This window comes from Pseudomonas sp. WJP1 (genome assembly GCF_028471945.1).
Lineage (GTDB): Bacteria > Pseudomonadota > Gammaproteobacteria > Pseudomonadales > Pseudomonadaceae > Aquipseudomonas.
The window spans coordinates 2,068,070-2,086,044 of sequence record NZ_CP110128.1 but is presented as its reverse complement, the minus strand read 5'-3'; the positions used below and the strand labels follow the sequence as shown (position 1 = coordinate 2,086,044).

The window sequence follows — 17,975 nt, the reverse complement described above, 5'->3', positions numbered from 1 at the left end:
CCTTAGCGCAACTGCTCCGAGGTGTAGAACTTGGTGTCGTCCACCAGGACTTTCTGCCAGTTGTTGCCATCGACCAGTTGTGGCGTGAGCAGTTGGGTCGGCACGATCATCACGCCGTTGTCGTAGGACGTGGAGTCATTGACCACCACCGTCTTGCCGCTCAAGCTGGCGTCCATCATCTGCGCAGCGGCCTCGGCGAGGGCGCGGGTGTCCTTGAAGATGGTCGAGGATTGATCGCCGCGAATGATCGACTTGATGCTGGCCACCTCGGCGTCCTGCCCGGTGACGATCGGCATCGCTGCCTTGCCCGTGCCGTAACCCACACCGCGCAATGAAGACACCACGCCGGTTGCGATCTGGTCGTTCATCGCCAGCACGGCGTCCAGGTGGGCGGTGCCGTAGAAGGCGCTGAGCAGGTTGTCCATGCGCGCCTGGGCCTGGGCGCCATCCCAGTTGGGTGTCGCAACCTTTTCCATGGCCTGCTGGCCGCTGCGAATCACCAGTTTGCCGCTGTCGATGTAGGGCTTGAGCTGCGACATCACCCCCGCGTACACCACATGGGCATTGTTGTCGTCGGTGGAGCCGGCGAAGATTTCCAGGTTGAATGGACCCTTGCCCTGCTGGAGTTGCAACTTGTCGACGATGGACTGGCCTTGCAGCACACCGGTGCGGTAGTTGTCGAAGGTGACGTAGTAGTCGAAGTCCTTGGTGTTGCGAATCAGCCGGTCATAGGATATGACCTTGATGCCTTTTTCCTTGGCCTGCTTGAGCACATCGGCCATGGTCGTGCCGTCGATCGGCGCGACGATCAGCCCCGTGATGCCCTTGACCATCATGTTTTCGATTTGCGACAGCTGGGTCGGTGCTTCGTATTGGGCGTACTGCAGGTCGGTGTCGTAGCCGAGCTTCTTCAACGAGTCGACGATGCTGCTGCCGTCCGACACCCAGCGCGCTTCGGTTTTCGAGGGCATGGCGACGCCAATGGTGCCCTTGGTGCTGGTCGCGCTTTTATCGCAGGCACTGACGGCCAGTCCCAACAGTATTGCGCCGGCAATCTTGATGATCGTGTGCATGGTGACCTCTTTTTCTTGTTGTGGGCATTTCTCGGGATGCAGGTCCCCTTCCGACCCTGAAAACAGAGTCGGCCGAGGTGTTCACTTACAGGACTGCGTGTGACCGTTTACTGGGCCAGGATGACTTCCTGGCCGTTCAATTCAGCGGACTCGAACAGCGCTTCGAGAATCACGTTGATGTTGTGCGCCTGGGTGGCAGGCACGGTCGAAGGGCTGCCGGTACGCAACGACTGGACGAAGGCGGCGGCTTCTCGGTCGAAATACACCGGGTTGCCGATCTCGGCGATCTCCGGGGAATAAACCGTTTTGCGCACCGCCCAGATCTCTGGAAAGCTGTTCTCGTTCCAGTGGGTCCAGCCTTGCTGATGGCCGTTCTTGCCATCGTGATACAGCTTGTACGACGCTGGCATCGGCGTGGAGTGCATCACCCCGTGAGTGCCGTAGGCCGTGATGTCCCAGCTCTCGGTCCAGGGCATCGGATCCCAGGACATGAAGTCGATGGTGATCAACTTGTCATCGTAGTTGAGGACCGCGCCCACTGCGTCTTCGCGCGCCGAATCGCTCATCTGCCCGGCGAATTTGGTGATCCGCGCATTGACCGACTTGGGCATGCCGAAGTGCAGCAGCAAACGGTCGATGGTGTGGCAGCCGATTACGTAGAAAGCACCACCGCGGTCGCCCGGTTGCTTCATGTGGTTGGTGTCGGCCTCATCGTGGGAACAGCCGGCATGGGCGCGCACTTGCAGGACCTTGCCGATCTCACCGCTCTGCAGCACTTGCTGCATCTTTTCCACCGACGGCGCGTAACGCCAGCAGTAGCCCACCTGGAACAACCCGCCGGTGCGCTCGACCGCTTCGACGATACGGGTGGTATCGATGGTGCCGCGACCCGCCGGCTTCTCGCAGAGTACGGCTTTGCCGGCCTCCAGGGCTTCTATGGCCCAGTCGGCCATCAGGTAGCTTTTAGGGTGCACCAGTACGACGTGCACGTTCGGGTCGGCGAGGATTTCTTCTTTGCTGCGCGCCTGCAAACCCAGTGCATCGCAGAAGGGTTCAAGCAACGGACTGTCGTCGTAGGCACCCAGGAACTGCGCGCCCGGTATGCGCTTGAACGCTTTGACGCGGCCCGACGTGTGTGGGTGGGTGATCCCCAGGCAGGCCACACCGATGGTGGCGCCACTCTCAAGCTGATAGGACATGTTGTTCTCCCGATGTTCTTGTCCGAAGTAGCGAGTAACGTTCGGCTCAGAGCCGGACCGCACGCCCGGTCTTGACCGACTCGACGGCGGCATCGGCCAGTTTCAGCGCCTTGAGGCCATCCTGTACGGTGGTCGGCATTGGGCTGCCTTTGACCAGCGCATCGATGTAGGCATCCAGTTCGGCCTTGTAGGCTTGCTGGTAGCGCTCGAGGAAGAAGTTCAGCAGCGGTTCGCGAGCGTCGGTGACGTCCTGGCTCCAGCGACGGATGGTGGTCGGGCGCAGGTTGTCCATTTGCAGCATGCCTTTGGAGCCGAACACCTCGATGCGCTGGTCGTAGCCGTAGACCGCCTGGCGGCAATTGTTGATGTGGCACTGTTTGCCCGATGCAGTCTGCATCTGCACCATCGCGGTGTCGTAGTCGTCGTACTTTTCCATCATCTGCGGGTCGATCAGGCGGCTGCCGATGGCGGTCAGCTCCACCGGTTCCTCGCCCAGCAGCCAACGGCCGATGTCCAGGTCATGGATGGTCATGTCGCGGAAGATGCCACCGGAATGTTCAATATAGTCTTCCGGCGCCAGGCCCGGGTCGCGACTGCTGATGATCACCTGGCGCACTTCACCGATATCGCCGGCTTCAATCGCCGCGCGCATTTCTGCGAAGGTGGTCTCGAAGCGGCGGTTGAACGCCAGCATCACTCGGCCGTTGAGGCGCTCCACTTCTTCGACGGCAGCCAGGCTCTTGGCCATGTCCAGATCGATCGGTTTCTCGCACAACACCGCCTTGCCCTGGCGCACGGCGCGCAGCATCAGGCTGATATGGGTGTGGGTCGGGGTGCCGATGACGATGGCCTGGACGTCGTCGCGATCGATCGCCGCTTCGCAGTCGGTCATGGCGTCTGCGCCGAGTGCAACTGCCAATTGCTCGGCGGCGTTGCCGAACGGGTCAGCTACCACCACCAGTTTTGCGAACGGGCTGGCCGCGACGTTGGCTGCGTGAATCTTGCCGATACGGCCGGCGCCGAGAACTGCGATACCTACCATTGTCTCTCTCCTGAAAACTCTATTGTTCGTTGTTGTGTACGAGCAAAATTTGCGTGTTTATCCGGTGCATCAGTTCGGGAACTTGATCCCTTCGAACTGCGCGATGGTTGTTTCAAAGGCTCGCTTGGCCGCGACTTCCAGCGGCAGCTTGCGCAACTCGGCGGAGATCAGCTCGACGCCCCAGGGCCCGTCGTAGCCGACGTTGACCACTTGCTGGATGAAGTCCGGCACGTCCAGCTGGCCTTCCCCGCACAATTTGCGGTGGTGCGTGGAGTCGTTGAACAGGGTTTCGACGATGGCGTGGTTGGCGTCATCCAGCTCGATGGACTTGATCAACTCCAGCGGGATCTTGGCGATTTCATCGAAGCTCATGCCGCCGCGGGCCACATGCCAGGTGTCGACCAGCAGGCCGCCGTTGGGACGCACGCCTTCGGCCACGGCAATCGCGAGGTCGATGGTGTTCACGCTGGAAAACGGCAGGAACTCGATCACCACGTTGACGCCAAAGGGTTGGGCGCGGTCGCACAACAGGCCAAAGGTGTCACGCATGCGTGGTACATCGGGCAGGCCGTCTTCGAACAGACCACCGGCAACCTTGAGGCTGCGCGCACCGAGTTCGCCAGCGACTTCCAGCAGTTCATCGCGGATCTTGTCCGATGCCGCGCGGCGCTCTCCGTCCAGGTGCCAGTCGGTCAGGAACTCCACTTCCAGGTGCTTGATGCCGTTGTCCTGGAAAATGTTACGCATGGTGGAGATGCCCAGTTTTTCAACGTTGTGCAGGATGTCGGCATGCACCAGGCCCATGCCGCGCCAGCCGGCTTTCGAAGCCGCTTCTGCACGTGCTTGCAGGGAAAACGGACTGATTTCGCTGGGGGCGCCGGGGTATGTGTCGCCAGCGAGGGTCCAGTAGGCGGCAAGCAGTTCAATACTTTTATTTGGCATGACGATCACTTTTGAGTGAGTGGTTTCAGGACGGTCGCTAACAGTTTTTTGTTCAGGCCGGGGTCAGGACAAAGTCCCAATTCACCGCCAGGAACGGCACCTGCAAGTCATAACGCTGCGCGACGTGCGGGTCGGTTTGGGTGGTGAACTCGGCGATCAGTTCTTTCTTCACGCCGAACACCGTGTCCTCGTGCAAGTACGGGCAGTCGGGGGTGAAAATGTGCGTGATGACCTGGTCGTAACCTTCGGCGGTCACGATGAAATGCAAATGCGCGGCGCGGTTCGGGTGCCGCCCCAGATCACCCAGCAACTTGCCCACCGGGCCATCGGCGGGAATCGGGTAATGGCGTGGCTTGACCGTGCGGAACGCGTAGTAGCCGTCGGCATCGGTGGTGAACAGGCCGCGCAGGTTGTAATCCGGTTGTACGCCTTTTTGCTGCACGTCGTAGAAGCCGTCGTCGTTGGTTTGCCAGATGTCCAGGGTTGCACCGGCAATCGGCCGACCGGCGGTGTCGAGCACCCGACCGCCGACCAGCGTCGGCTCACCCTTGCCATCCAGGCAGATGTTCGCGCCGTTCTCGTAGCGCGGCGCATCGGCCACGTAGAAAGGACCGAGGATCGTGTTAGGCGTGGCGCCCTTGGGCCGGCGATGGTTGATCGCATCCACCAGCATGGTTGCACCCAGCACGTCCGACAGCAGGATGTATTCCTGGCGCCAGTCGGTGCACATCTGCCCGGTCTGGGTCAGGAACTCGATGGCCTTGAACCACTCATCGTGCGTCGGCTCGATTTCCTTGATGGCCGCGTGCAGATGCCGGGTGAGTACCGCCATGACTTCAACCAGACGCGGATTGGCGTCGGCCGAGTTGCGGGCATTGACGATCTCGGCGGAGTGTTCCTCTTCGAAAAGGCCGCCGATGGCGATGTCGGTATCCAGATGAGCAGTCATGACTTGAGGTCCTTGTTTCATTGTTCTTGAAGGCCGGCAGGCTGTTGAGGTTTGACTGCCGGCAAGCACGGGGCGTTCTCAATAGGCCTGGGCGTCGGCTGCACGCCATTTACGTCCGTTGAAGCGTTGCTTCATCTGCTGCTCGATCTCTTCCAGGGTCAGCCCTTTGGTCTCCGGCAACCACAGCGTGCAGAAGACGATCGAGCCGATGTTCACTACGGCGAACAGGAAGAAGGTCATACCGCCCATCACGTTCAGCAGCACCGGGAAAACGAAGGCGACGATGGCGTTGAAAATCCAGAATACGCTCACTGAAATGCCATTCATCAAGCCACGGGCGTGGGTCGGGAACAGTTCCGACATCAGCAGCCAGTAGACCGGGCCGATGCACATCTGCATGAAGAACAGGAACACCAGCACACCGGACAGCGCGAGGTAGCTTTGCACCAGCGAGTGCGGCATGAAGTTGAGCACCACACCGAGGAAGATCTGCGCCAGCACCACCACGGTCAGCCCCAACAACAGCATCGAACGCCGGCCCATGCGGTTGATCACCCACATGCCGATCAAGGTGGCGATCACCGAGATCACGCCGTTGCCAATGGTGGCGATCAGCGCGGCATTGATGCCCATCCCCGTCTCCTTGAGGATCATCGGCGTGTAATACATGAACGCATTGACACCGGTGAACTGGATCACGAAGCCTAAGCCGATACCAATGGCGAGCAACTTGAGCAGCCAGGGTTCATTGAGCGTGGCGAACACACTTGAATGGCGCTGTTCGACCTTGCACTGGGAGATGATTTCCTTCAGTTCGCGGTCTGCCTCACGTTGCGTGTCACGAATACCGGCCAGGACTGTCTTGGCCTCGGCAACACGGCCTTTGCTGACCAGCCAGCGTGGTGAAGTGGGGACGAAATGCATGCCAACGTACAGCAGCGCCGCGGGTATCAAGGCGATTGCCAGCATGTAGCGCCAGATGGTCGGGCTATCGAACAGGTGCGCCAGCCCGGCACTGGCGATGTAGGCCAGACACTGACCGGAGACGATCATCAATTCGCTCTGGCACACCAGCCGTCCGCGATGCTTGGGCGCCGCCAGTTCGGCGATCAGCACCGGCACGGTGGACGATGCACCGCCGACGGCGATACCGAGGATGAAGCGCGTGACGACCATGGACCACATGTCCGGTGCCAGCGCGGTGCCCAGGGCACCCAATGCAAACAACAGGGCCAAGGCCTTGAGTACGCCGAGACGACCATAACGGTCGGACAACTGACCAGCGAACAGTGCACCCACTGCGCCGCCGAATATCAGGGAAGACGCCACCAGACCTTCCGAGACCGGGGTCAGGCCGAGGCCGCCCTGGCTGGCATCCAGCGACATGAAGGGCAATGCACCGGAGATGACACCGGTGTCGTAACCGAAACCCAATGACCCCATGGTGGTGATGGCTGCGATACGCCAGAGAATTTTCGACGACGCACTACCGGCAGTTCGACTGTTGGACATGAGGTCAACCTTTATTGAAGTTATGTGTGCACTCAGTGGGAATGAGACTACTGCCATTGAATCGGAAGAAAAACGTTCATATGGCAAATGTGTTTTCCGGCTGGTGGAAAACTGCGGCTAGCGCGTCCAGTAGCGCTCATATTCATGCTCGGCAAAATCGGCGAGCAGGAAGTCGATGAACACCCGCAGCTTGGTCGGCATGTAGCGCCGGCTCTGAAACGCCATGTTGATGGTCAAGCGAGGCAGGTCCCACTCATCCAGCACCGGGATCAAGCGCCCCGCCACCAGGTCGGCGTTGATGATGTACTTGGGCTGCACCAGGATGCCGCCATGCGCCAGCGCCGCGGCCCGAACGATCTGCCCGTCATTGGTTTCCAGGATGGGATCGACCTTGATCGCGACTTCTTCGTCGCCTTTGGTAAAACGCATGACCCGCGGCTGGTTGGCATGGCTGTAGATCAACAGGTCATGGTTGACCAGGTCTTCAATGGTCTTGGGCGTGCCCTTGCGCTGCAAGTAGCCGGGTGATGCGGCCAGGACCCTGCGGGTTTCGGCGAGCCGGCGGATGGTGATGTTGGAGTCTGGCTCATATTCCTTGGTCCGGATCGCCAGGTCGATTTCGCTATCGATGATGTCGTAATAGCGGTTTTCGCCCAGCACCTTGACGGTGATGTGCGGGTACTTCTTGCGAAACGCCGGGATCAGCGGCGCGATATGCAGCATGCAGAATGAGATCGACGAGGTGATGGTCAGGGTGCCAACCGGCTGGACAAGCGATTCGGTCAGCGAAGCCTCGGCTTCCTTGAGCTCGCCGAGCAAGCTTTTGCAACTCGTATAGAACTGATGGCCCGAATGGGTCAGCGCCAGCCGGCGAGTGTTTCGATCGATCAACCTCACGTTCAGGCGTTGCTCCAGCGCAACCAGGTGTCGACTCGCCGCCGCATTGGACAAGCCGAGGAATTCGGCGGCCTTGCTCAAGGTGCCCAACTCGGCCGTCGTTACAAAAAGCTCCAGTTCGGTTAGCCGATCCATCGCGTGCTCCGTCTTTTAGTTTTTCATATATGAAATAAAGAATTTCTTTATCGGACTTTTTTTGCGCTGTTTGGAACTATAACGTGCAGTGCCATAGCCTGAACAGATCGGTTGGCGGTGTAGCCGCGAGTGCCGGCAGGGCGTGAAAAAATCTGAAAAATTCAGGAGTCACGATGCGCAATCTGGACGAAGCCTCCATCACCCAAGCCGTATTGGCGCGTAACAGTGGTGCCACGGACGCGCGCTTGTGTGAAGTCATGACCAGCCTCGTGCAGCACCTGCATGCCTTTGCTCGTGACATCAAACTGACGGAAAAAGAGTGGCAACAGGGAATGGCGTTTCTTGCCCAGGCGGGCAAGGTCAGCTCTGCGGATCGGCAGGAATTCGTGCTGCTTTCCCACACCTTGGGGCTGTCGACCCTGGTGCTGGCGCAGAACGACAGGAAGCCCGCGGGCTGCACCGAAGCCACAACCCTCCCTGTGCTGGAGGCGCCGGCCGCGACGATCCACGATCTGGGCGCCGATATAAACACCGGACACGTCGGGCCCAGGCTGCATGTGCGCGGGGTGATTCGTGACGTCAAGGGCAATCCCGTTCCCGGTGCCACGCTGCGGATCGCTACTGCAGGCGGCGGCACCCGGGACGGTGGCCAGGCCTTGATTCAAGCCGACCAGACCGGGGGCTACCATTTCTGGACCGTCGTGCCCGATGGTCAGCCCATCCTTGACGACGGGCCTGTCGGTCACATGCTGACATCGCTCAATCGCCATGCATGGCGCCCCGCCCACTTGCAGTTCGACATCAGCGCCACAGGTTTCCAGCGTTTGAACACCCAGGTATTTCGCGAGGGCGATCCGTATCTGGATTCGGACGCGGTATTTGGCGTGCGCCCTTCATTGATTGCGCAATGGATCCGGCAAGAACCCGGCCAGGCCCCGGACGGCACATTGATCAGCGAAGCGTTCCATACCTTGGCGTTCGACTTTGTCCTGACCGAAGCTCGAGGAGCCCATGAATAACGACAGCACGGTCATCAAGGAACTTGAGGCGCAACGTTACCTGGCCATGCGCCAAGGTGACTTGCCAGCCTTTGAGAGGCTGTCCCACCCGCAGTTGACCTACGTCCACTCCAACGGCGTCCAGGACAGTTTGAGCAGCTACCTGGGCAAATGCCGAGACGGTCTCTACGTCTATCACCGCATCGACCACCGGGTTCATCACGTTCGGTGCTCAGGCGATACCGCCCTCGTCTTTGGAGAAATGTCAGCCGACATCACGTCCCATGGCGTCGCCAAAACCATTCACAACCGCACGCTGACGGTCTGGGTCAAAAACGGCCTGCAATGGCAATTTTTCGCTTATCAGCCCACGCCCATGGCCAAACCTTCAGCGCTTTAACTGCCCCCGGAGAACCGCCCCATGTCCACCCTACCCTTCATCTATAACGGCCAACCGTCGCGCGTCATTTTCGGCAAGGGCTCGCTGCAACAACTGGAAGCGGAAATCGATCGGTTGGGCGCCAAACGGGCACTGGTGCTGTGCACCCCGGAGCAGCGTTCCCAGGCTGAGCACATCGCGCAATTGCTCGGCAGTCGTGCCGCGGAAATTTTCGACAAGGCCGTCATGCATGTGCCCATCGAAACCGCCCGCGAGGCTCGCGAAGTCGCGCGCAAACTGGGTGCCGATTGTGCGGTAGCCATTGGCGGTGGCTCGACCACCGGTTTGGGCAAGGCCATCGCCATGGACTCGGGCCTGCCGATCCTGGCGATCCCGACCACCTACGCCGGCTCCGAAATGACACCGGTATTCGGCCTGACCGAAAACGGCCTCAAGCGCACCGGCAAAGACCCACGCGTACTGCCCAAAACCGTGATCTATGACCCTGAGCTCAGCGTCAGCCTGCCCCTGGACATGTCCATCACCAGCGGAATGAACGCCATCGCCCACGCCGCTGAAGGCTTGTATGCCCAGGATGGCAACCCGGTCATGTCGCTGATGGCCGAAGAAGGCATCCGCGCACTGGCCGAAGGCATGAAGAAAATCAGCCAAGCCCCGTCTGACCTGGATGCCCGCGGCGATTGCCTGTACGGCGCCTGGCTATGCGGCACGGTACTGGGCAACGTCGGCATGGCACTTCACCACAAACTGTGCCACACCCTGGGCGGCAGCTTCAATTTGCCCCATGCACAAACCCACACCATCGTGCTGCCCCACGCCATCGCCTACAACCAGCCCGCCGCGCCGGCACTGTCGCGCATCAGCCGGGCGCTGAACGTGGATGATTGCAGCCCCGCTGCTGCGCTGTTCGATCTTTCCAGTTCGCTGGGTGCACCGACCCGGCTCAAGGATCTTGGCTTGACCGAGGCGGATCTGGATCGCGCCACTGACATCGCACTGTCCAACCCTTACTGGAATCCGCGGCCTATCGAAGCAACGGCAATCCGTCAGTTGCTGCAAGACGCTTTTGACGGCGTCCGTCCGCAGTGACGCCTCGGCGCGGGCGAGTCCATCCAATTACAGCGAGTCATTTGGAAGCACGGAACGCCGTCCGGCCTGTAGGAGCGAGCCGGCTCCGGGCGGCGTTCCGACGATGGAGGTCAACGATGACGCGGGGATCCTGGCACCCCGCGGTGCTCTCTGGTTTTTCGCGAGCAGGCTCGCTCCTACAGAGAACCTCCACTCGGCCTCTCCAGGGGGCAAGAAAATCAAAAGCCAAAGCAACAGCAAAAGCGAGGCGGCCTGACAGCCGACCTGATCGGGAGCCGTACGCAATTCCCTGTAGGAGCCAGGCTTGCCGGCGAAGAACGATAACGCGGTACAACAGATACACCGCAGCGTCTGGTTCGCCGGCAAGTCGGATCGCCGCACCGCTGGCTCCTACAGGGGATTGGGGGGGTCTGGAAAAGATCAGGTCGGCTGTCAGGCCGCCTCGCTTTGGCTTTGGATTTGGGTGCCCCGTTAACCACGCTGGCCGAACGCAGGCATTGCGCAGTGGGGAAACCGGCAGGACGCCGGTTTAGCCGCGCTGGGCCAGGGACGGCCCATCGCGGCGACCCACGGAGCAATGCCGGAGTGAGGGCATGCCGAGCCCTAGCGAGGCACCGAGTGGTGGGGCAAGACCTTTTGGTTCCTTTTGGGGCGTTTGCCAAAAGGGACTCGCCGTAAGGGCGAAACCCTAAGTGGCCGTTACCGCAGCAATGGATATGCCCCCCCCCCAATCCCTATTACAACCCCATGCTTAAGTGAACAGCATTACGCAGAGGGGCAGGCTTTTCTACCCGCCCCTCCCGTTACCTAACCTCGAATGAAAGCAAGCAAGTCGGCGTTGATGGTATCGGCGTTCGTCGTGGGCATGCCATGGGGGAAGCCCGAGTAGGTTTTCAGCGTGCTGTTTTGCAACAGCTTGGCGGACAGGAGCCCGGAGTTTTCATAGGGCACGATCTGGTCATCATCCCCGTGCATCACCAGCACCGGGATCTTGATGCTTTTCAGGTCTTCGGTGAAGTCGGTCTGGGAAAAGGCCACGATCCCGTCGTAATGGGCCTTTGCACAGCCCATCATGCCCTGGCGCCACCAGTTGCGGATGATGCCCTCGGACGGTTTCGCGCCCGGGCGGTTATACCCGTAGAAAGGCCCGGCCGGGACGTCGTGGTAGAACTGGGCACGGTTAGCCTTGAGTTGTGCCTGCAAGTCATCGAACACCGATTTGGGCAGCCCGCCCGGATTGTTTTCAGTCTTGACCATCAGCGGCGGTACGGAGCTGATGATCGCGGCCTTCGACACGCGATCTTCGCCGTGGCGGGCAATGTAGTGGATGACTTCACCGCCGCCGGTGGAGTGCCCCACATGGACGGCGCCCTGTACGCCAAGGTGGTTGACGACGGCCGCGACGTCGTCGGCATAGTGATCCATGTCGTGCCCGTCCCAGACCTGGCTGGATCGCCCGTGGCCGCGCCGGTCGTGGGCAATGACCCGAAAGCCGTTGGCCAGGAAAAACAGCATCTGCGCGTCCCAGTCGTCTGCGCTGAGTGGCCATCCGTGATGGAAGAAGATCACTTGGGCATCCCGTGGGCCCCAGTCTTTGTAAAAGATCTCGACACCGTCCTGCGTAGTGACATGACTCATGCTCGCATCTCCTGTGTGGTAGGGAGGCCATGACCGAATGCATCAAACCTGCGCCGCTTGGCTGCCAAATGACTTTAGGGTTAAAGTCAACTTTAAGGTCAATGGTTTTTTTGGGTGGACTATGAGAATAGGCGAACTGGCGAAAATCAGCGGATTGGCGCCTTCACGCATCCGTTTCTACGAAGCGAGCGGCCTGATCAAGTCTGTCGCGCGCAAAGCCAACGGCTATCGGGACTATGCCCCTGACACCGAGTGGGTCCTGGAGATCATCACGGGCGCACAGGCGGCGGGGTTTTCACTGGAAGAAATCCGCCAATTGCTGCCGATGAATGCAAGCGGTTGGCGCCATGAGGAGTTGCTCAGCGGGCTCAAGCGCAAGGTTGAGGAAATCGAAATCCTGCAGCAACGGCTGGCGCAGAATAAAGCGCAATTGCTGCTGGTGATCGAGGGCGTCGAGAGCAAGCCCGAGGGCATGGGCTGCGCGGACAATACGCAGTTGTTATTGCATCGCCTGCGCGAAGAGGGTGTGGCTTCTGGCAGCCGTGGTGTTGCGCCTTCCAAGTAAGACGCAACCTGCCAGGCTTCCAAGGCCTGGCAGGCTTTGGCCGGATCGTTGAATCAGTGCGCATTAGCCAGCGCCGCTAACGGCTTCGGCGCATAGAGCGCACTTTGGAACGCTGGCACATATTCGTACTTCATCATTTTCCCCAGCTTCAGGGAGCGGATGTAATTCGACAGGCTGCCCTCGCCTAGCGTGAGCATTGCCGAATCCGCGCTCCGGCTGGCGCCGTGGCTGAGCTGGCGAGAGACAGCGTATCCATAGGCCAGTTGGCCCTGGTGATCGAGATTGGTGAAACTGCTGGTGACGATATCGACGTCACTGGACAGGTCGTCGAGTTTCTTCGCCTTGAAGGACACGTCCACTTTGCCGGTCTGGCTGTCGGTGATGTCGTAGATGACCGATTGGGCATCCTCTTTGCGCTCGATGCCCGTCAGCCATTTCGGCAGGTTGTAACCGACCACACCGCGAACCCTGGCAAGCTCGGTATTGACCGGCAGCTTGAGCACATAACCCCAGAAATCGCCCGACATCGACTGGCCAATCAGCGTGAGCGGACCCAAATTAGATTTGCCCGGTTTGTTGGTGATGATCGATACGGCCACTTCGTTATAGGCGTCGTTATCGCAGTGCTCGTAGGTGTAGGCGGTAAACGCGATCAAGCCTCGGCCTGGCCATATCTGCAGGGGCTGGACGCTTGCCAGTACTTCAGGCGGCATCAATGCCCGCAGCCTGTCCAGGTCTGCCGTATAGACCGCCGTGACGCGACTGTTCTGGTAGTAGAAGTTGGGCGAGTACGACTCAAAGCCAATGTCGACCTTGTTCTTTTCCAACCCTTTGAACCAGCTCAAATCAACGCCCGGGACTTCTGCTGCAATCACCGACAACGGCGGGTTGGAGCGAAAGCGATCGTACAAGCCGCCCTTGACGACTGGCACCTGGTGACCGGCTATGTCGATCAGGGTGGAGTCGTTGTGGCTGGGCATTTCAGGCACCTGCGCCAACGCTGGGTTGGCCAATGGGTTGAACAGCAGTCCTGTTAAAACGGCGCTTGCGAGTTTCAATCTGTCTCTCTCCAGGTGATTGCATCGGCTTGATGGCGTCGGCCAGGGCAGGCTTGCGGGGCCGGCTTGAAATCACCCTAACGTTAAACTGAACTTTAAGGTCAAGCGCCGCCTTGAGCATCGAACGAAGGTTTTCAAACGGCGCTGAAAAAGGAATTGACCTTAAAGCTCACTTCAATCTTAAGGTGGCCCCACGTCAAACGAGGACCACCCCATGAATGTGTTCGACACCCTGCTGCTTCCCAACGGTTCGACCATCAAGAACCGCATCGCCAAAGCCGCCATGGAGGAGAACATGGCGGACGCCGAACAAGCACCTTCCGAAGATCTGATGCGCCTGTACCAGGCGTGGGCCGACGGGGGGGCCGGCCTGATTATCACCGGCAACGTGATGGTCGACGGCCGTGCCATGACCGGCCCCGGCGGCGTGGTGCTGCAGGATGACCAGCAACTGGACAAGTTCAAGCGCTGGGCACGAATCGGTCGATCCGGAGGTGCGCAGGTCTGGCTGCAAATCAATCACCCGGGCCGCCAGATGCAGGCAAACCTTGGGCAAAAGACCTGGGCGCCGTCAGCTGTACCGCTGAACCTGGGCACAATGTCCAGGCATTTCGCCACACCTCACGCAATGACCCCCAGCGTGATTGAAGAGGTCATCCAGCGCTTTGCGCGCACCGCACAGCTTGGCGAACAGGCCGGTTTCACCGGCGTGGAAATCCACGCCGCCCATGGCTATCTGTTGAGTCAGTTCCTGTCCCCGCTGACCAATCAACGCACGGACCAATGGGGCGGCTCCCTGGAAAACCGCGCGCGCCTGTTACTCGAAATCGTCGATGCTGTAAGGGCAGCGGTTTCCCCGGACTTTGCGGTGGCGGTCAAACTGAATTCCGCCGATTTCCAACGGGGAGGATTCACCGCCGATGACGCCAGGCAGGTGGTTGAACTGCTCAACGATCGGGGGGTGGATCTGGTGGAGTTGTCCGGTGGCAGCTACGAGGCACCCGCCATGCAGGGCGAGGCGCGCGACGGTCGCACCCTGGCTCGCGAAGCCTATTTCGTTGAGTTCGCCCGTGACATCCAGACCGTCGCCAGGATGCCCGTGATGGTCACCGGCGGCGTGCGACGACGTCCCGTTGCCGACAGGGTCGTCCAGAGTGGCGTGGACATGGTGGGCATCGGGACGGCGCTGGCCATTGATCCGCAACTGCCTCGTGAATGGCTCTTGGGTAACGACAACGCGCCGCAATTACCGCCGATCACCTGGAAGAACAAAGCCATCGCCTCGTTGGCCAACATGGCGGTCGTCAAGTTTCAGTTGCGCAAACTTAGTCAGAATAAAAAACCCGATCCGAAAGTGTCACCGTTGCGCGCGCTGATCCTGCAACAGCTCGCCAATGCATGGCGCACTCGCCAATATCGGCGATGGATTGAAAAGCGTTCGACGTGGTACTACGTCAACTCAAAGCGCTCCAGCGCATAATCCTTGCCGGCCAGGGTCAGTTCAAAAATGGTGGCGCCGAACGTCCCCCTCGTCACTTTTTGCTTCACAAGACGTTTGGTCTGGAGTTGCTTCAGACCGACTTCGACTTCCAGCGTGCTGAGGGAGACCAACTTGCAAACCGAGTCCAGGTTGGCCACTTTCCTGAAGTTCGCATGATAGGCCAGGGCTTCCATCAACAGCGTCTGGTTTTCCGTCAGTCGTGGAAACTGCGGATTGTTCTTTTTGTAAACTTTTCGCTCTATCTCGTGTAACTCGCCGTCGATGCCATCCGTGATACGGGCGTAGAAAATCGCTACGGACAGCGTACCGATTAGAATCGCGATTATCAGCAGCAGCGACCAATTGGGCATTGGCGTTTCCAGCAAAAGCCAATCCCAGAAAAATAGCAGCCAGCCCGTGGTAGCCGCCAACAACGACAGTTCGAAGTAAGTGTCGAGCAGCTTCATGGCAGCTCCCGCGACAAGGAAAACACCAGCCGGGTAGGCCATGGCCTTGAAGATGAGCGGGGAATGCGTGCCTTGTGCTGCCATGCTACTCGTCTCGAGTATGGAAACAGATGTAATCAGCATAGCAGCGCAAAAGTGATCGTCTGGTTGCAAGATCAGTTATCGATCCAGCAAAGGTGCCAGCAGTGCACACATGCCGCGCCAGTGCGAACCCTCCCAATAAATCCGTTGGCAGCCGTCGCAGCGCAGGAAGTGCGAATAGAGCGTGCCAACCCGTGGCGGCACCTGCAAGCGGGCCAGTTCCGCGCTGATTTCGTGCAGCGGCAGGTTGCAATGCAGGCACAGGCTGAAGGGCCGCGCGCTACGCGCCAGGTCCAGGCGCTCGTATATTTCACGCAGCTGCAACGACGGCTTCAGGGTATGCACGTAACAGCCGTGGCTGATGATCCGCCGCTTGAGCAGTTCGCGATCGCGGGTCAGTACGATGCGCCCTTGGGTTGCGGCGATTTCGGCGATCTCGCCATCCTCGAAGGTATTGTCGTAGAGCGTGTCGAAGCCGCTCATGCGCAACAGGCTGGCCAGCCCGCCCAGGTGCGCATCCGCGACGAAGCGCAGCACCCGTAAAGGTTGCGCCCGCACCTTCAGCAGCGGGCTGATGTCCAGCGCTTCGAACTTGGGATACACCGCCAGCCGGTCACCGTCGAAGATCACCCGGTCCAGGCCCACCGACTCGCCGTTGAGCAGCACCAGCTCGACCTCCGTGTGCGGTATCCCGAGCGCCTCGATCATGTGCTTGACCGTCGCCCCTCGTGCGCACTCGCAAGTGAATGACTGCCGCCGCCGCTCGGCCGGCAGGAAATCGTTGAGCTCCTCGTAGAAGCGGAAGGTTGCGCTGGTCATGTTCAACAGTATGGCAGGCCTGCGGGATGAGTGAGTTCAGGGCGAACATCAGCTGCGGCAGGCCACGGCGCGTTTTCATCAGATCGAATAGGGTTTGTTCAGAGAGGGCTTAGGTGAAAATCAACTAAGTCAGTCGACCAGCTGACGGAACTTTTAGCAGAATGGCCTCATAATCACCAACCGAGTTGAGCGCGCAATAGTGCGCGCACTAAAACAACTCGATTGATTTCACCAAGTTTGGAGGTATCCACCTGCGCGGCGTATTGGCGCGGGCGGATAGGCGCAGGCAGGCATGGCATTGAATGCGGCAGACGTTCACGCGTTTCATTGCCAGCAACGCAATAAACAGGACGTAACGCAGTTCCTTCGGCACCCAGTGTACCGGCCGCGTTACAACTCAATATAGATGCCATGGAAGAACAGCGCCAGTGATGGAGTCAACTTGCGCAGTTGCATGAGCGATCAGCAGTCGTTCCAACAATGAATGCCAGCTCGATTCGAGCGTCAACAATCGGACCGGGCTGGCAGGATTGGATATTAGCTGTCGCGTGCATGAAGTCGGTAAGTGAGCTTCCGGTTGACGGGCGGACAAGGGTTGGCCCAACGCATACAACCCACCCGAAACGGCACAGGCCAAAAAACGCCCCTGCCGCCGCCCCACCTAAAAACTGTACTCACGCACAGGAAGACGCTCATGCACACCATTCGCAACACCTTGGTGGTGGTGGATTCACAGCAGCCCAACGACCTGACCCTTAACAGAGCCAAAATGATTGCCAGCGCCACCCAGTCGCACCTGCACCTGCTGGCCTGCGACAAGGGCAACCAGCATTCCTCCTGCTTGAACGACATGCAAAACACCCTGGTACAGGAGGGTTACAGCGTCAGCACCGAGCAGGCCTGGCATGGCAGTTCATACAAGACCATCATCGCCGCCCAACAAGCGCAAGACTGCGGCCTGGTGATCAAGCAGCACCTGCCCGACAACCCACTGACGAAGGCCCTGCTCACCCCCGAGGACTGGAAGCTGCTGCGCTACTGCCCCAGCCCGGTGCTTATCGTAAAAAGCGCAAGACCCTGGACGGGTGGCGCCATTCTCGCGGCAATCGACGCTGGCAGCAGTGACATGGAGCATCGCGTCCTGCATTCCGGCATCGTCAGCCACGGCTATGACATCGCCACACTGGCCGGCGGCACTTTGCACATGATGAGCGCCCACCCCTACCCCATGCTGTCGGCGGCTGATTCGGTATTCCAGCTCAAGGAAAGCATTCAGGCGCTCTATCGCGAACTGTGCAAGACATTCCAGGCCGAATTCAATGTCAGCGATGATCGCCTGCACATCGAGGAAGGTCCGGCCGATGTGCTGATCCCGTACATCGCGCACAAGCTCGAAGCCGTGCTCACGGTGATCGGCAGCGTGGCCCGCACCGGACTGGCCGGCGCATTGATCGGCAACACCGCCGAGATGATCCTGGACACCCTGGACAGCGATGTACTGGTGCTCAAGCCGGACGACATCATCACCCACCTGGAGGAACTGGCAGCCCCCTCACACGGCACATCGGCAGATGCCGTGGCATTCTCCTGGCCGTATCACCACCATAACCATCGGCCACATACTTAGGAGC

The 17,975-nt window shown here is 59.7% G+C and carries 17 protein-coding genes; 6 read left to right on the top strand and 11 right to left on the bottom strand.

The genetic code is table 11. From position 1 onward, the window contains the following. Nucleotides 1-2 precede the first annotated feature (2 nt). The 7 genes from chvE to OH720_RS09445 all read right to left on the bottom strand — a co-directional run bounded on the left by chvE (nt 3) and on the right by OH720_RS09445 (nt 7,749). Nucleotides 3-1,073, bottom strand: a complete 1,071-nt coding sequence (gene chvE / locus OH720_RS09475; protein WP_272605372.1) for a multiple monosaccharide ABC transporter substrate-binding protein — start codon at nt 1,071-1,073, stop codon at nt 3-5. A 107-nt stretch (nt 1,074-1,180) separates the two neighbouring features. After that, the gene (locus OH720_RS09470; protein ID WP_272605371.1) at nt 1,181-2,272 is read right to left on the bottom strand and encodes a Gfo/Idh/MocA family protein; all 1,092 of its coding nucleotides are present in this window, start codon (nt 2,270-2,272) and stop codon (nt 1,181-1,183) included. 46 nt (nt 2,273-2,318) lie between these two features. Then, nucleotides 2,319-3,314 (bottom strand): inositol 2-dehydrogenase, encoded by a 996-nt coding sequence (gene iolG / locus OH720_RS09465; protein WP_272605370.1) that lies wholly within the window; start codon nt 3,312-3,314, stop codon nt 2,319-2,321. Nucleotides 3,315-3,383: 69 nt separating this feature from the next. Beyond that, nucleotides 3,384-4,256 carry a sugar phosphate isomerase/epimerase family protein gene (locus OH720_RS09460; RefSeq protein ID WP_272605369.1) on the bottom strand — a complete coding sequence of 291 codons (873 nt, stop codon included), beginning with the start codon at nt 4,254-4,256 and terminating at the stop codon, nt 3,384-3,386. A gap of 52 nt (nt 4,257-4,308) precedes the next feature. Continuing rightward, on the bottom strand, nt 4,309-5,205 hold the full coding sequence (locus OH720_RS09455; RefSeq protein WP_272605368.1) for an intradiol ring-cleavage dioxygenase: 897 nt from the start codon (nt 5,203-5,205) through the stop codon (nt 4,309-4,311). A gap of 78 nt (nt 5,206-5,283) precedes the next feature. Then, nucleotides 5,284-6,717 carry a sugar porter family MFS transporter gene (locus tag OH720_RS09450; protein WP_272605367.1) on the bottom strand — a complete coding sequence of 478 codons (1,434 nt, stop codon included), beginning with the start codon at nt 6,715-6,717 and terminating at the stop codon, nt 5,284-5,286. Nucleotides 6,718-6,834: 117 nt separating this feature from the next. Beyond that, the gene (locus OH720_RS09445) at nt 6,835-7,749 is read right to left on the bottom strand and encodes a LysR family transcriptional regulator (protein WP_180205158.1); all 915 of its coding nucleotides are present in this window, start codon (nt 7,747-7,749) and stop codon (nt 6,835-6,837) included. Between the two features lie 173 nt (nt 7,750-7,922). Between OH720_RS09445 and OH720_RS09440 the strand changes: the two genes are divergently transcribed. Genes OH720_RS09440 through OH720_RS09430 form a run of 3 tightly spaced genes read left to right on the top strand, consistent with a single transcriptional unit; the run spans nt 7,923 to nt 10,236 of the window. Further along, nucleotides 7,923-8,768, top strand: a complete 846-nt coding sequence (locus tag OH720_RS09440; RefSeq protein WP_272605366.1) for a dioxygenase family protein — start codon at nt 7,923-7,925, stop codon at nt 8,766-8,768. Then, on the top strand, nt 8,761-9,147 hold the full coding sequence (locus tag OH720_RS09435) for a nuclear transport factor 2 family protein (protein WP_272605365.1): 387 nt from the start codon (nt 8,761-8,763) through the stop codon (nt 9,145-9,147). Before OH720_RS09440 ends, OH720_RS09435 begins: the two co-directional genes overlap by 8 nt. Before the next feature lie 21 nt (nt 9,148-9,168). Beyond that, a complete protein-coding gene (locus tag OH720_RS09430; protein WP_272605364.1) occupies nt 9,169-10,236 on the top strand; it encodes a maleylacetate reductase in 1,068 nt (355 codons plus the stop codon). Between the two features lie 807 nt (nt 10,237-11,043). Here the strand turns inward: OH720_RS09430 and OH720_RS09425 are convergent. After that, nucleotides 11,044-11,874: an alpha/beta fold hydrolase gene (locus tag OH720_RS09425; protein ID WP_272605363.1), complete on the bottom strand. Its 831-nt coding sequence runs from the start codon at nt 11,872-11,874 to the stop codon at nt 11,044-11,046. Between the two features lie 121 nt (nt 11,875-11,995). Here OH720_RS09425 and OH720_RS09420 point away from each other — a divergent pair, with 121 nt between their 5' ends. Next, nucleotides 11,996-12,439 carry a MerR family transcriptional regulator gene (locus OH720_RS09420; protein WP_272605362.1) on the top strand — a complete coding sequence of 148 codons (444 nt, stop codon included), beginning with the start codon at nt 11,996-11,998 and terminating at the stop codon, nt 12,437-12,439. A 53-nt stretch (nt 12,440-12,492) separates the two neighbouring features. On the opposite strand, the gene OH720_RS09415 is transcribed toward OH720_RS09420, so the two are convergent. Next, nucleotides 12,493-13,497 carry an acetoacetate decarboxylase (ADC) gene (locus OH720_RS09415; protein WP_442967274.1) on the bottom strand — a complete coding sequence of 335 codons (1,005 nt, stop codon included), beginning with the start codon at nt 13,495-13,497 and terminating at the stop codon, nt 12,493-12,495. 214 nt (nt 13,498-13,711) lie between these two features. Here OH720_RS09415 and OH720_RS09410 point away from each other — a divergent pair, with 214 nt between their 5' ends. Continuing rightward, nucleotides 13,712-14,977: an NADH:flavin oxidoreductase/NADH oxidase family protein gene (locus tag OH720_RS09410; RefSeq protein WP_272605360.1), complete on the top strand. Its 1,266-nt coding sequence runs from the start codon at nt 13,712-13,714 to the stop codon at nt 14,975-14,977. Here OH720_RS09410 and OH720_RS09405 read toward each other — a convergent pair. Both OH720_RS09405 and OH720_RS09400 read right to left on the bottom strand, forming a co-directional pair. Then, on the bottom strand, nt 14,947-15,528 hold the full coding sequence (locus OH720_RS09405; RefSeq protein ID WP_272605359.1) for a hypothetical protein: 582 nt from the start codon (nt 15,526-15,528) through the stop codon (nt 14,947-14,949). The two genes, OH720_RS09410 and OH720_RS09405, sit on opposite strands and share 31 nt — an antisense overlap. 75 nt (nt 15,529-15,603) lie before the next feature. Then, entirely contained in the window at nt 15,604-16,344 is a 741-nt protein-coding gene (locus tag OH720_RS09400) for a Mut7-C RNAse domain-containing protein (RefSeq protein ID WP_272605358.1), read from the bottom strand. Nucleotides 16,345-17,038: 694 nt separating this feature from the next. On the opposite strand from OH720_RS09400, the gene OH720_RS09395 reads away from it, so the two are divergent. After that, nucleotides 17,039-17,971 carry a universal stress protein gene (locus OH720_RS09395; RefSeq protein WP_272605357.1) on the top strand — a complete coding sequence of 311 codons (933 nt, stop codon included), beginning with the start codon at nt 17,039-17,041 and terminating at the stop codon, nt 17,969-17,971. The last annotated feature ends 4 nt before the right edge of the window (nt 17,972-17,975 follow it).

Coding starts and splice junctions, on each gene's coding strand:
- chvE (WP_272605372.1), bottom strand. CDS start 1,073: ATGCACACGATCATCAAGATTGCCGGCGCAATACTGTTGGGACTGGCC.
- OH720_RS09470 (WP_272605371.1), bottom strand. CDS start 2,272: ATGTCCTATCAGCTTGAGAGTGGCGCCACCATCGGTGTGGCCTGCCTG.
- iolG (WP_272605370.1), bottom strand. CDS start 3,314: ATGGTAGGTATCGCAGTTCTCGGCGCCGGCCGTATCGGCAAGATTCAC.
- OH720_RS09460 (WP_272605369.1), bottom strand. CDS start 4,256: ATGCCAAATAAAAGTATTGAACTGCTTGCCGCCTACTGGACCCTCGCT.
- OH720_RS09455 (WP_272605368.1), bottom strand. CDS start 5,205: ATGACTGCTCATCTGGATACCGACATCGCCATCGGCGGCCTTTTCGAA.
- OH720_RS09450 (WP_272605367.1), bottom strand. CDS start 6,717: ATGTCCAACAGTCGAACTGCCGGTAGTGCGTCGTCGAAAATTCTCTGG.
- OH720_RS09445 (WP_180205158.1), bottom strand. CDS start 7,749: ATGGATCGGCTAACCGAACTGGAGCTTTTTGTAACGACGGCCGAGTTG.
- OH720_RS09440 (WP_272605366.1), top strand. CDS start 7,923: ATGCGCAATCTGGACGAAGCCTCCATCACCCAAGCCGTATTGGCGCGT.
- OH720_RS09435 (WP_272605365.1), top strand. CDS start 8,761: ATGAATAACGACAGCACGGTCATCAAGGAACTTGAGGCGCAACGTTAC.
- OH720_RS09430 (WP_272605364.1), top strand. CDS start 9,169: ATGTCCACCCTACCCTTCATCTATAACGGCCAACCGTCGCGCGTCATT.
- OH720_RS09425 (WP_272605363.1), bottom strand. CDS start 11,874: ATGAGTCATGTCACTACGCAGGACGGTGTCGAGATCTTTTACAAAGAC.
- OH720_RS09420 (WP_272605362.1), top strand. CDS start 11,996: ATGAGAATAGGCGAACTGGCGAAAATCAGCGGATTGGCGCCTTCACGC.
- OH720_RS09410 (WP_272605360.1), top strand. CDS start 13,712: ATGAATGTGTTCGACACCCTGCTGCTTCCCAACGGTTCGACCATCAAG.
- OH720_RS09405 (WP_272605359.1), bottom strand. CDS start 15,528: ATGGCAGCACAAGGCACGCATTCCCCGCTCATCTTCAAGGCCATGGCC.
- OH720_RS09400 (WP_272605358.1), bottom strand. CDS start 16,344: ATGACCAGCGCAACCTTCCGCTTCTACGAGGAGCTCAACGATTTCCTG.
- OH720_RS09395 (WP_272605357.1), top strand. CDS start 17,039: ATGCACACCATTCGCAACACCTTGGTGGTGGTGGATTCACAGCAGCCC.